The sequence below is a fragment of the Paenibacillus tyrphae genome, from assembly GCF_024158745.1.
GTDB classification, from domain to species: domain Bacteria; phylum Bacillota; class Bacilli; order Paenibacillales; family NBRC-103111; genus Paenibacillus_G; species Paenibacillus_G tyrfis_A.
This window is the reverse complement of record NZ_JAMZAW010000002.1, coordinates 107038-119841: the sequence shown is the minus strand read 5'-3', so window position 1 is coordinate 119841 and position 12804 is coordinate 107038. Positions and strand designations below refer to the sequence as shown.

Below are 12804 nucleotides of genomic sequence, written 5' to 3'. Positions count from 1 at the left end.
CTTTCCCTTAAGAAAAAGAAGTATCGTATAAAGGCTAAAACCTATACGATATGGAGAGATGATCTCATGGAAAAGATGCCGTTTCAAACATTGCAATCTGAATTAGAAGCAGCGACGGTACAAATGAAGCAGATGCTCCCTCAAGAAGTGCTGGATGCGTTCGAAATGTCGATCTCGGAGCTTCGGGAATCCGGTGTTGGTACAGGATTGGAGCTTGGAACTCAAGCGCCTGACTTTACTTTGATCGATCACATAGGGAACGAGATCACGTTGTCCGAGGAAACGGCTAAAGGTCCCGTTGTTCTTATCTTTTACCGCGGCGGATGGTGTCCCTTCTGCAACTTGCAACTGCTGGCCTATCAGCGAATATGGAAAGACATTCAAGCAGCCGGCGCTCAGCTCATTGCAGTCAGTCCCCAAACTCCGGATCAATCCATACTCCTCAACGAAAAGCACCGATTCAGCTTCCTGCTCTTAAGCGATATGCATAATCAAGCAGCGGAGAAATACAATCTGAAATTTAGAATGCCCGATCATTTGCACGACATTTACAGGTCGCTCGGCATTACACTGGATGCCTTTAACGGAGATCATTCATGGGAACTTCCTGTACCGGCTACTTTTGTTATCGATAAAAATCGAATCATCCGTGCGGCGCAGGTGGATGCAGATTACAAAAAACGCATGGAGCCTGCCGAAATCATACAGATTTTGAACTCGATTTCGTCGTAGCAGGGGGCAGCGATGGATCAGGAAAAGACAGTTATTATATCCAACGTGATTTTACAGCGGAAGGGAGCTCGAAAGGCTGCCGATATCCCGAAAGCCGTGATTCAACTGCTGCAAAGGGGGGAGCTGCAGACCGTCAATCTTACGGAGTGGCTGGCTATCGATCATCTCAAGCTGTTGCGGCATATACTCTGCACGCTCGAATTGCATAAAGAATCGGATGAGATGTTATCCGGTTTGGAACGATTGAACCAAAAGAAGATTATGAGTATAATCCCCGCCATTGCGAGAAAGTGGCTTAGCCTGTTGGACCATGTACCGGAAAAGGAAGGCTTTCGAATCTTCCATGCATTAGCTGACCATCGTTCAGACAGCGTGCGCTGTTGGGCGGCTTATATGATCGGATTGGACGAACGATTAACGGTCATGCAGAAACTAACAGGCATTCGTCCGTTTGCTGCCGATTCCCATTTTGGCGTGCGCGAGATGGCCTGGATGGCGGTCAGGGAATCGGTTTCTAACGAATTATTGCAAGCCATCGATATTCTGCATGAGTGGGTGCGCGATGAGGATTCGAATATCCGAAGGTTTGCCGTAGAATCGCTCCGTCCGCAAGGCGTTTGGGCCAAGCACCTTTCCGTATTGAAAGAGCAGCCTCAATTGGCGCTTTCGCTTTTGGAGGAGGTCAAGTCAGACCCGGTCAAATATGTTCAAGATTCGGTGGGAAATTGGCTGAACGATGCCGGTAAAACGAATCCGGACTGGGTGCGTCGGATATGCGATGCATGGCTGGAAGCTTCGGATACGAAAGAGACGAAACGAATCGTGGTCAGGGCGACAAGAAGCTTACTGAGAAAATCGAAGGAGTAACTGCTTTAAACTGAAAATGAAAAACCTCCATCGCCACCTTAAGGAGCAAAGCGGCTGTGGAGGTTTTGACGTTTAATTGTAGCCTAAATAGGCAACGACGGTGAAATCACCCGGCGAGTCTAACACAAGTCTATACTGTCCGTCGGGTTGATTCGAAGCCAAAGGAATCTTGAGCCGCGCAGATTGACCGGCGACAATGGTGTCCGTCCAATTGCTGCCGACCAGCACATCTCCCGTCGGGGTAACCCGGTACAGCTTAAAATTAACCCCAAGGCTGATCCGACCGACGTTTATGAAGTTGCCTTCGATATAAATATTGCCATGGGCTTGGACCGGCGCCCAAGTATTGTTGCCTGTACCCGGTCCGCTTAAGGCTGCCAAGCCGGTTGAAGCAAAGCTGAACAGCAGAACGAGCACCAAAGCGATAGATGCGATTTTTCTTTTCATACCATCTCAAGCTCCTTTTTTCATAGAATGAACTCGACAAGCGCTTTTTTGGTACCAGGTAAGTCTTCTACGTTTTGAATTCGCTTTCAATTTGAACGTCGCGGTTAGCCGAACACCTCCCAATAAAAGAGTCATTGGGATATTCTGGGCTGTTGTTATAAACATACATTACCATTTGTACCGGTGTCTATAAAATTTACCTTAAATTTATTTGAAGTTTCTTAAGAAACTGCTTCGCCTAATTTATGCAGGAGGACTGCGATTATTTGTTTCCAGCCAACCGGATGCATAGCCCCCTGACTCCTGCTTCATCCTATAAAGGGATCGAATTCCGGCGAATTCACGAATGAGAGGAGCATGGTGCGATGATCGGATCATGGCGGCGTCCGGTGGCGGCCTCGTTGGTTGCATGCTTGCTGGCGGCAGGCTGCGGGCCTCAATTATCGAAGGAACAACGGCTTTCCAATCAACAGGGCATTCCGAGCAACCACGGTCAAGCCGCAAACCGGTTAAAAAGCGAAGAAATCAATGGAAAAACGACGACGATTGGCCTGAACGGCGGATTTATTCGCATGTTATCGCAGGGACGGGTGGAATTGACGATTCCCATCGTGACTATAGGCGGGACGGCTTATGTGGTCGGCTCCGATTTTGCCAAAATTGTCGGATTCCGGTCAAATTGGGATCAAGCCAGGGGAGTATTTCAGTTGGGGGAGCACGATGCGTCTTACGAGCTGAAGCCGGGCCAAACGTCAGCGCTGAGAGACGATGAGACGGTGGCGCTTAAGGAATCGCCTATTCTTTTTAATTCCCAGATACATATCCCCGTATCGGCGTTAAATCCGGTGTTTGAGAAAGATTTTTCATTCGAAATCAAGGAACAGGCGGCGGTCGTCCAAGCGACCGACTTGGCAGTTAGCGGGGCGATCGACGGCCCGCTGGAGGCGAGTACGGGAGCGGAGCTTGACTTCGGCGACGATCCGAAGGATCCGTTTCAAACAACGGGAGGATCTTCGGCGATGAGACTGGAGCGCGACCCGCTGCTGGAGGCTTCCGATGCTGTGGAGGCCATGAAGGGGCTGGACGGTTTTTCCGGGAAGGATGACATGGCGGTCCCCGTTCTGAGGCAGGTCGATATGAACGCTTTGCTGACCCGGGCACAGCGATACGTCGGCGTGAACTATTTGTTCGGCGCCGCGCCTTATTCGACCTCCGGCAAATTCGACTGCTCCACATTTACGCAATATGTGTTTGCCAAATCCGGCATCACGCTGAACCGGACAGCCCGGGCCCAAGCCAAGCAAGGGACCGCAGTCGACCGAAAACAATTGCGGAAGGGCGATCTATTGTTCTTTTACGTTCCCGGTAAGTTTCGCAGCCAGAAAGCCGTCGGTCATGTGGGCATTTATTTAGGGAACCAGAGAATGATTCACTCGGCTCCTGAGCCGAAAGACGGCGTGCAGATGACCCACATCAACAATGCGTATTGGAAGCAGACGTTTTTGGCTGCCAAGCGGGTATCCTCATAAAAAAGAAACAGCCCGGCCGGTTGTCCGTCAGGGCTGTTCTTCGTATGTAAAGCAAACGTTTCTTAATCCGCGAAAATGTGCTCGACTTCCAAGTCCGTCCGTTCCGACAAATCGATGAACATGCCGTCAAAATTGACGAGCGGCCGGAACACATCGGTCGGATGGGTGAGTACGATCGTGCCCGTTTCGCCGGAGACTAGCTGAACTTTTTTGCCGATAAAATTCGGGACCATGTGCTGGATAAACAATTGCGTAATATGAGGATCAATTTGTCCGAAACTGCACCGGTGAAGCTCGCGCAGGACGAACAGCAGATCGCGTTTTTTCTGATATACCCGGCTTGAGATCATCGCGCTGTAAATGTCCGCGACAGCGACGATCTTGGCCAACGGATGAATTTCATCACCGCACAGGCCGTATGGGTAGCCGGACCCGTCGAGCCGTTCATGGTGCTGCAAAGCAGTCAAGCATATTTCCGCGGGCAGCCCTGAACGCTGCAGCAGCTCGTATCCGTAGATCGAATGCTTTTTCACGCGTTCATATTCTTCCGCCGTCAATTTTCCGGGCTTCTGAAGAATGGCCGGATCGATGAGGCCTTTGCCGATGTCATGTAAATAGCCCGCTTTGCCGGCGAGCTCAGCATCCGCCTCCGATTGCCCGAGCCACTTGGAGATATAGTAGGAGATCATGCCTACTTGCACACTATGCTGATACGTATAATCGTCTGTGCTGTTTAACACGAGCAGGAGCGAAACGACGTCCCTCTCCTCGTGAACTTGCTGGACAAGCGGGTTGAAACCGTTATCAATTTGATCCTTGTGCACGATGCCTTTTTGAATCGCTTGCTCAAATATGCTCTTCATGCCGTCCACTGCTTCATGGTAAGCTGCTACTGCGGCAGCTGAGGCAGCGTGCTCCGTCTGCACGGGTGGAGATGCGTCTTTTGCTGCGTCGGGCTCTGGGTCATCCGTGCGAAAAGCGATATCCACTTCGTCGATATGGTGCAGCTTCAGCTTCTCAATGTCATCGACGGAAAGCTCGGTATGTGCGGATAGGACCAGCAGTCCGTACCCGTTAAACGTATCCGAGCCGAGCCGATCGCCAACTTTGACTTGATGGATCGATATGAGCACAACGGGTCACCTCTGTCCTGGGGTCACGGGACGTTTACAGATATGTAAAAGTTGTCCCTTTTGTCTCATGATAACAGGAAAATGAACCCGAAGCACTCGAATTTTGTCGAATAAAAGGTAAAAATTAATTAATATTTAATCTATTTTGTAACAATTACATTCCGATATAGCGGCTGTACAAGCTTTTGGCCACGGTAGGGTCTTCGGTGCCCTGTACGATCATCCTGCCGTCCGGGAAAAGCACCAATGTCAACGCTTCGTCCAAATGAAGCTTGAGGAGAAACGGGTTTTTCTCGATCCTTCCAAGCGGCTGAAGCCGTTCCGCCCATTCTTCCAAAGATAGCGCGGCAGGGGCAACGGGCTGGATTTGGACAGAATTCCGGCCGCACAGTGTTTGGATCGTATCTTCCTCCAACGAAGCATCCAGGTATTCGAATTGACGTGCTGCGCAGCAAGGGCAATCCGCTTTGCGGGCTTTTGACACGTCGATCGCGGCGTATTGGTTATACCAAAGGTCCCAATGGACCATCTTGCGATTTAGCTGCTGATGGGCCTCCACAAGCAGCTTCAGCGCTTCGGCCGCCTGGTGGGAGGCGACCGTATGAATGATCGATCCGATCACGCCTGCCGTATCGCATGTCTCCGTCGTGCCCCGGGCCGGAGGTTGGTCGAACAAGCACCGCAGACAAGGCGTTTCGCCGGGAATGACGGTGTGCGAGACGCCGCGGGAACTTACGGCGCCGCCGTAGATCCACGGAATTCCGTGCTTGACGCTGACGTCGTTAATTAAAAAGCGCACCGCAAAATTATCCGTACCGTCCAGAATAAGCTGGACGTCGGCCAGCAATTGCTCGGCATTGGCGAAGTTCAAGTCGGCCACGACCGGCTCGATGACCACGCCGGAGTTCGCCGCGCCCAGACGGGCGGCAGCCGCTTCCGCTTTGGGCGCGGAACCGGCCGCGTCCGTTTCGTCATAAAGCATCTGCCGCTGCAGATTGCTCCGCTCGACGAAGTCGCGGTCGATCAGGCGCACGAAGGCGATGCCGGCGCGCACCATATGATTGGCGAGCACCGTGCCGAGCGCGCCCATGCCCACAATGGCAACGCGGGCCTGCAGCAGCTTGGCTTGGCCGGCTTCGCCGATGGGGGCGAACAGCATCTGCCGCGAATACCGTTCCCGGTCCGCGACTTGTACGTTCTCCTGCTCCGTCATGCTGTCAGATACGTTCATGCCCGCGTCTCTCCTCCATGCGGAAGACCGGCTGCCGGATTCCAGGGGCCTTGCTGATGTCCCTTCCACTCCGAGCCGTCCTCCCATATTTCCTTCTTCCAGATCGGTACGATCTGCTTCAGCCGCTCGATGGCATACCGGCTCGCTTCATAGGCGAAGTCGCGGTGCGGGGAAGATACGGCAATGACGACGCTCGTCTCGCCTACTGGCACCGTACCGAGCCTGTGCGTAATCGCAAGCCGCGTACCCGGCCAGCGCGAGGACAGCTCTTCGCCGATTTGACGCATCGTTTTCAGCGCCATCGGCTCGTAGGCTTCGTATTCCAGCATCGTGGTTCTTTTGCCATGGGTAAACTCCCGGGTGGTACCGACAAATGCCAGCGTCGCGCCATGGTCCGGATGCAATACTTTGGCCGTCACCTCATCGGCAAGAATCGGATCGCGGGTGATGGCGTAGGGCTCCGGCTCGCCGCCGGAAACCGGCGGGATGAGCGCTACCTCGTCCTGCCCGGTGATGCAGACCGCATCGTCCGCGTACTGCTGATTCACTGCGACGAACGCTTGTTTAAGCACGTCCGATGCCGCAGGGTAGCGGGCGGCCAGCAGGGCTTTGAGCTCCGGTGGCGTCAGCCCGTCTTGTTCTATGTCCAGCTCCAGTACCGGGGAACCGAAATGCTCGGCCAATCCGGCGAAAAGCAGCAGCGTCAGCTTCATGGTTGTTCTACTCCTTCGTTTTAGCGGCCTTTCGAAGTCCGGCGAATGAGGTTTTGTGCGGCGGATTGCTGCTCCGGCCGCTGCCAAGCTCGTGATTCACCGGCTTTTGCGGGCTGTTCTTTTAAGTTTCAGCATACCATATTTTTAGCGAAAAATGATATAATGGTTGGTGATGTTTCGAGGGGAGATGGAGGCGTAGCATGACTATAGAAATCGCAGATGAGTACGTCGGCCGCATCCGGTATGCCGTAAGCGAGCTGGCGGCCATCGCTCCGCGGAGGTTTCCGGTACAGGAGCGGGTGAGCGGCGTCACAGGGAATGCGTTCGACTGGCTGGCCTGGTACGAAGCTTGGGTCCAAGCACAGCAGGTGGAGCCGGGACGGACCCCGACCCGTCTGGAGGTCGAAGGGGCGGACGAATTTCAAGCGGGCATTCCTTGGAGCGAATTGAAGCAAGCCTTGGTGCTCTACGAACAGGAAGATGGCAGCCCGCTGGCCAAAGGGCATCCGATCCGCTTGTACGTTCCGGACGGAAGCAGCGAATGCCTCAATGTGAAAAGCATCGTGCGAATCCGGATTCTCTACGATGAAGAAGCCGCGGAAAAAGCGGCGACGTACGGGTTCAAAAATACGATAACACCGGAGCAGCTGTTCAAGCCACGTTCTTGACAGCACGCGGCTCCGTTCATCTACTCGCTACTTGAAGGAAGGTGCCTTTGTGATCGAACGAATGAGGCTGCGCGTCCTTCATACGAACGATATTCACAGCCACTTTGAACAAATGCCCCGCATCGCCTCCGTCCTGCGGAGGCTTCGCGCGGAAGCCGGAGAAGAGCGGACGCTTACGCTCGATATCGGAGATCATATCGACCGGATGCGCCCGGAAACCGAAGGGACGGACGGCCGGACGAACATCGTGGTGCTGAATGCATCCGGGTATGAAGCGGTCACGCTCGGCAACAACGAGGGATTGTCCTACACGGAGGACGTGCTTTCCGAGCTGTACGGGCGACAGGCGAACTTCGCCACCGTTATCTGCAACCTGCCGGCATCGGCAACGGGAGCGCTGCCGCCATGGGCGGTGCCGTATCATATCGTCCGCAAAGCGGGAGTGCGCATCGGGCTGATCGGAGTCACCGCCTGCTTTCCCGAGTTTTACAACCTGCTCGGATGGGATGTGCGGGAGCCGTTCGACGTCGTGCCGCCCCTTGTCCGGCAGCTTCGTCCCCAAGTGGACGTGCTCATTGTCATGTCCCATCTCGGGCTGCGCAACGACGAGCGTATGGCGGCCGAAGTGCCGGGCATCGATCTGATTTTGGGCGGGCACACGCATCACCTGCTCGAAGAACCGCTGCGCATTGGCGGGACGCTCGTCTGCGCCACGGGCAAATTCGGACAATACGTCGGAGTCGTCGATCTGGACTGGGATCCCGCCGAACAGAAGCTGGTGCATGCGGATGCTTCCGTGCAAGCGGTGGCTATTGAGCCGGAGGATGAGGAGATCCGCAGCCTGATCGGGCAGTATGGCCTTCGTGCCGCCGCCGAATTGGACCGTGAGGTCGCCCGCCTGCCTGTCGAAATGCCGTACGACTGGTATGGCGAGTCGCCGCTCGGGAATTTGCTGGCCGGGGGATTGCGCCAGTGGATGGGAGCCGAGATCGGCCTGGTCAATGCCGGACAGCTGCTCGGCGGACTGCCGCAAGGCCCGGTATCGGCCGGTATGCTGCTGCAATTGTGCCCGTCGCCGATCAACCCGTGCCGGATGAAGCTGACCGGGGCGCAGCTGCTTCGCGCGCTGGAGGAATCGCTGCTTCCCGAATTCATGGACAAACCGCTGTACGGCTACGGCTTTCGCGGCAAAGTGCTCGGCACGCTGTGTGTGGACGGACTCACTGTGCAATACGACCCGGAAGGGGCCGATTATGCGAAGATTCGCGCCGTGGACGTCGGCGGGCAGCCGCTGGAGGCGGAGCGGCAGTATTTGGTCGGCTCCATCGACATGTTTACGTTCCGGGTCGGCTTCACGTCCCTTGGAGAAGGGGCGGAACCGCAGTTCTTCCTGCCGGAATTTTTGCGCGATGTGCTGCTCCGGGAGCTTCGCGACGAAGCGTCGCTTCAGCGCAGCTTTTCCCGACGGTGGCGCCCGGTCGGCGAATCGCCTCACGCTACTTAATTCCAAGTGTGTACAAACCGCGGCAAACAAGCTAGAATATAAAAAGCTAATCATGATACGAACTGGATCATTTCGAGGGAGAGAGTAGGAGGAGCGCATGCACGATTGGTGGGTAGCGGTGATTATCGGCATCGTGGAAGGCTTGACGGAGTTTTTGCCCGTTTCGTCCACGGGCCACATGATTTTGACGAGCACGCTGCTGGGAATTCCGGATACGGATGAATTGATCAAAACATTCGAGATCGTCATCCAACTCGGCGCCATAATGGCCGGGGTCGTCGTATACTGGAAGCGGATATTGCGGCTGTTCGGTCTCAGCAAGGAAAAGCCCAAAGCAGGCAAAGGGATGAATTTGCTCCACATTATGCTGGCGATCGTGCCAACGCTGGCGATTGCTTATTTGACGAAAGACTTTATTAAAGCCTACCTCTTCTCGCCGGAAACCGTGCTTATCGGCCTGATCCTCGGCGGCGTGCTGCTGATCATCGGGGAGAAATTCCAGCCGGAGGTAACCGCGCACGATGTCGACGAGCTGACGTACAAGCAGGCGTTTTTCATCGGTCTATGGCAGATCATTTCGATTTGGCCGGGCTTCTCCCGTTCAGGATCGACGATTGCCGGAGGGATGCTGGCCGGAGCGAGCCGCAAGGCTGCCGCCGACTTTACATTTATTATCGCCATTCCCGTCATGGTGGTGGCTACCGGATACGAGCTGTTAAAAAACCTCGATACGTTCTCTTCCGGAGATGTCGGATTTTTTGCTATCGGCTTTATCGTGTCGTTCGTCGTAGCGCTGCTCGCGGTCGTTACGTTCATCAAATTCGTCCAAAAATTCAGCATGTCGTATTTTGCGTATTATCGCTTTGCCGCTGCCGCGCTGTTCTGGATCTTCGTGCTGCGGTAGCTTGTTCGGAATTCGACGATATTTTGCCGGAAATAGGGGATATTCTCTTGTTTCCGGCTTTTTTTTCGTCCGATGTTCATATAAATTTTGTCAAATCGTGAAAAAACATATTGCTCTTTTGTTTCGAATTCGATACGCTTAATCATATCGATATTTTCTAAATTTTTCTTTAGAAAGAAGACGTGGTTCGTTGATGCGTTTGCTTCCGCTAAGCATGGTCAAACCCGGCATGCGCCTTGGGAAAAAAATATACAACTCGGACGGGTTGACGCTGCTTGGCGAGCGGGTGGAATTGACGCAGGCGCTTATTACCCGCCTAGGCGAGCATGGCGTGGACTTTGTATATATCGACGATCCCCGAACCCGGGATCTGATTGTTCATGATGTCCTTACCGAGGAGACGCGGCTCCAAGCGATTACCGAGATCCGGACCTCCTTCCGTAAAATGATGGAGGATCAGGTCAAGCGCAAGTTGGTGGGCCAGATCCAGGTCGGCAAAGCGTTTCGTGGGATGATGAGCATGATTTTGGACGACTTGAGCCAGCACAAGGATGCCATGATTATGTTGACCAATATCAGCCTCATGGACGAATATTTGTTTCAGCATTCGCTCAATGTGTGCATCTATGCGACGATGCTCGGCATGGCGCACGGCTACGACCGGGAAGAGCTGATGACGCTCGGCCTGGGGGCGCTGCTCCACGATGTGGGCAAAACCCAAATCCCGCTTGAACTGCTGCGCAAAAAAGGAAAGCTGTCGGAAACCGAATATGAGCGGATTAAGCATCATACGGTATTCGGCTTTCAATTTCTGAAGGACGAGCCCAACATTCCGCTGCTCGCCGCGCACTGCGCCTTTCAACATCACGAAAGACTGGACGGCAGCGGGTATCCGCGCGGACTCAAGGGCTCGGAAATACACGAATATGCGCGCTGGATCGGGCTGGTCGATTCTTACGACGCCATGACGACCCACCGCGTGTACCGAAGCGCCATGCTTCCGCACCAGGCGATGGAAATTTTGTTTGCCGGATCGGGCACCTTGTACGAAACCCAGCAGATCGAATTGTTCCGCGATAAAATCGCCATCTATCCGATCGGCATCACCGTGACTCTAAACACGGGTGAAACGGGAGTGGTCGTCGATTTGAATGCGAACGTGCCGCAGCGTCCGGTCGTACGACTGCTGCTGGATGCGGAGGGACAGGAGCTGAAGGATACGCCCGAAATTGATTTGTCCAAAATGCTGTCGGTCATGATTACCGGCGTCAACCATAAACCTATATAGTGTCAGAGCCGTACAGAGGCAGCTTCCCGGAAGCTGTCTTTTTTGATGTTGGCGATGTTTTGGGGAACTGGGACTACTGTATGCAACTGGATTTTAATTTGAAGCATAGCTGATTTTTTAGTATAATGTTAAATTATAAACTAACTTCTCTTTCGTAAGGAGGTGATCGAGTGGACCCAATTTCAAACGAAGAGGAATGCATGGCTTCCGTGGAGGAGGCACTCCAAATTTTCGGAGGAAAATGGTCGTTCCTGGTTCTCCGTCAACTGTTCAAAGGTCCGCAGAGGTTCAATCAATTGCGCCGCAATCTGGACCATATCAGCACCAAATCGCTGACCGATATTTTGCGTCATCTGGAGGAGCATGAGATTATCCGTCGTCAAGTGTTTCCTACGGTACCGGTAACCGTCGAATATTCCTTAACGGATAAAGGCAAAGACTTTCAAACCATACTTGTGGAAATGGGAAATTGGGCAAGAAAATGGGGAAAGCCGCGCGGCATCGACCTTTCCGAACAGCGGGAGTGAGGTGCGGCGCGACAGGACGTCGGTTTTCTTTTCAATCGTATTACGATACAATGGGTAATATATTATTGTTAGATTTTACTTTTTAAAGAAGTCAGGTGTGAAAAACAACATGTCCGATCGCTTAATCGTCAACGATTTGCCCGTATTGCCCCAGATAACGCCCGAATACGATCCGTGGGACCCGCTGCGCTCTCTGCAAACACATAGCGAACACCGATTGACGAGCGTCGAGCTGACCGTGACGAATTTATGCAACATGCGCTGCGAGCACTGCGCCGTCGGCGAATCGCTCATGGTATCGGAAGGACCGCGCATCCCGCTGAATGTCATCTTGAAGCGGCTGGACGAAGTCGAGGGATTGGAGACGATCAGCATTACCGGCGGGGAGCCGAGCTATCACGAGCAGACGGTGCGCGAATATATCGTTCCCTTGCTGCGCTACGCCAGGGAGCGGGGAGTCCGTTCGCAAATCAACTCTAACGTGACGCTGGACCTTTCGCGGTACGAAGCGATGGCTCCTTATCTCGACGTGATGCATATTTCGTTCAACTATTTGAACGCCGACGATTTCTACGAAGTCGGGTTCGTCCGGACAGACCGAAGAGTATCCGCCACGACGGCGGCTAAATTATATGAACGGATGGTCGAGAATGCGAAAGCGCTCGCCAGCGGCGGGATGTTTGTTTCGGCGGAATCGATGATCAATTACCGGACGCACGAGAAGCTAAGCGGAATTCATAAGCTGATTCAAGAAATGGGATGCCGCCGCCACGAGGTGCACCCGATGTATCCAAGCGCTTTCGCCTCCAATTTGCCGGTGCTGACGCTGGATCAGACGCGGGCTGCGATTCATCGGCTGCTCGACGACCGCGACCGTGATCTGTGGATGCTGTTCGGCACACTGCCCTTTTACGCTTGCAGCCCGCTCGAAGAGGACCGGGAGCTGGTAACCCGTCTTCGCCGCGAGCCGAACGTAACCGTGCGCAACGACCCGGACGGGCGTAACCGCCTCAACGTGAACCTGTTCACGGGCGATGTTTTCGTCACCGACTTTGCGGATGTGCCGGCGCTCGGCAACATTCATGCGGACCGGCTCGATCAAGTATTCGCGCGCTGGAAAGATCATCGCCTGAGCAAGACGGTGAACTGCCATTGTCCGGCGGCCAACTGCTGCGGACCGAATCTTCTGGTCGTCGATACGTATTATAAAGACGTCGATTTCGGTCAGCGGAAAGCACTTGTGTAATTCAGCCATTATCCT

Annotated in this window: 13 protein-coding genes; 9 read left to right on the top strand and 4 right to left on the bottom strand. The window is 53.9% G+C overall.

What is annotated here, in order from left to right; genetic code table 11:
* The first annotated feature begins 66 nt into the window (after nt 1–66).
* Together NI000_RS03105 and NI000_RS03100 are read left to right on the top strand one after the other, a co-directional pair.
* Nucleotides 67–732: a peroxiredoxin-like family protein gene (locus NI000_RS03105; RefSeq protein ID WP_253407617.1), complete on the top strand. Its 666-nt coding sequence runs from the start codon at nt 67–69 to the stop codon at nt 730–732.
* 12 nt (nt 733–744) lie between these two features.
* On the top strand, nt 745–1599 hold the full coding sequence (locus NI000_RS03100; protein WP_253407616.1) for a DNA alkylation repair protein: 855 nt from the start codon (nt 745–747) through the stop codon (nt 1597–1599).
* A gap of 72 nt (nt 1600–1671) precedes the next feature.
* On the opposite strand, the gene NI000_RS03095 is transcribed toward NI000_RS03100, so the two are convergent.
* Complete coding sequence (locus NI000_RS03095; RefSeq protein WP_253407614.1) at nt 1672–2046, bottom strand: hypothetical protein; 375 nt, start codon at nt 2044–2046, stop codon at nt 1672–1674.
* 365 nt (nt 2047–2411) lie between these two features.
* Here NI000_RS03095 and NI000_RS03090 point away from each other — a divergent pair, with 365 nt between their 5' ends.
* Complete coding sequence (locus NI000_RS03090) at nt 2412–3575, top strand: C40 family peptidase (protein ID WP_253407612.1); 1164 nt, start codon at nt 2412–2414, stop codon at nt 3573–3575.
* Nucleotides 3576–3637: 62 nt separating this feature from the next.
* Here NI000_RS03090 and NI000_RS03085 read toward each other — a convergent pair whose 3' ends face one another.
* The 3 genes from NI000_RS03085 to moaD all read right to left on the bottom strand — a co-directional run bounded on the left by NI000_RS03085 (nt 3638) and on the right by moaD (nt 6652).
* Nucleotides 3638–4708: an HD-GYP domain-containing protein gene (locus NI000_RS03085; RefSeq protein WP_253407611.1), complete on the bottom strand. Its 1071-nt coding sequence runs from the start codon at nt 4706–4708 to the stop codon at nt 3638–3640.
* 154 nt (nt 4709–4862) lie between these two features.
* On the bottom strand, nt 4863–5939 hold the full coding sequence (locus NI000_RS03080) for a ThiF family adenylyltransferase (RefSeq protein ID WP_253407610.1): 1077 nt from the start codon (nt 5937–5939) through the stop codon (nt 4863–4865).
* On the bottom strand, nt 5936–6652 hold the full coding sequence (gene moaD, locus NI000_RS03075) for a molybdopterin converting factor subunit 1 (RefSeq protein ID WP_253407609.1): 717 nt from the start codon (nt 6650–6652) through the stop codon (nt 5936–5938). The genes NI000_RS03080 and moaD overlap by 4 nt, the downstream gene beginning before the upstream one ends.
* 200 nt (nt 6653–6852) lie before the next feature.
* Here moaD and NI000_RS03070 point away from each other — a divergent pair, with 200 nt between their 5' ends.
* From NI000_RS03070 to yfkAB, 6 genes are all read left to right on the top strand, one after another.
* Nucleotides 6853–7320, top strand: a complete 468-nt coding sequence (locus NI000_RS03070) for a hypothetical protein (protein WP_253407608.1) — start codon at nt 6853–6855, stop codon at nt 7318–7320.
* A gap of 61 nt (nt 7321–7381) precedes the next feature.
* Nucleotides 7382–8824 (top strand): bifunctional metallophosphatase/5'-nucleotidase, encoded by a 1443-nt coding sequence (locus NI000_RS03065; RefSeq protein WP_253408387.1) that lies wholly within the window; start codon nt 7382–7384, stop codon nt 8822–8824.
* Nucleotides 8825–8921: 97 nt separating this feature from the next.
* The gene (locus NI000_RS03060; protein ID WP_253407607.1) at nt 8922–9728 is read left to right on the top strand and encodes an undecaprenyl-diphosphate phosphatase; all 807 of its coding nucleotides are present in this window, start codon (nt 8922–8924) and stop codon (nt 9726–9728) included.
* 193 nt (nt 9729–9921) lie between these two features.
* Nucleotides 9922–11016: an HD-GYP domain-containing protein gene (locus tag NI000_RS03055; protein WP_253407605.1), complete on the top strand. Its 1095-nt coding sequence runs from the start codon at nt 9922–9924 to the stop codon at nt 11014–11016.
* Nucleotides 11017–11186: 170 nt separating this feature from the next.
* Nucleotides 11187–11543 (top strand): winged helix-turn-helix transcriptional regulator, encoded by a 357-nt coding sequence (locus NI000_RS03050; protein WP_036681751.1) that lies wholly within the window; start codon nt 11187–11189, stop codon nt 11541–11543.
* A 109-nt stretch (nt 11544–11652) separates the two neighbouring features.
* Nucleotides 11653–12789, top strand: coding sequence for a radical SAM/CxCxxxxC motif protein YfkAB (gene yfkAB / locus NI000_RS03045; RefSeq protein ID WP_253407603.1), 1137 nt, complete (start codon nt 11653–11655; stop codon nt 12787–12789).
* The last annotated feature ends 15 nt before the right edge of the window (nt 12790–12804 follow it).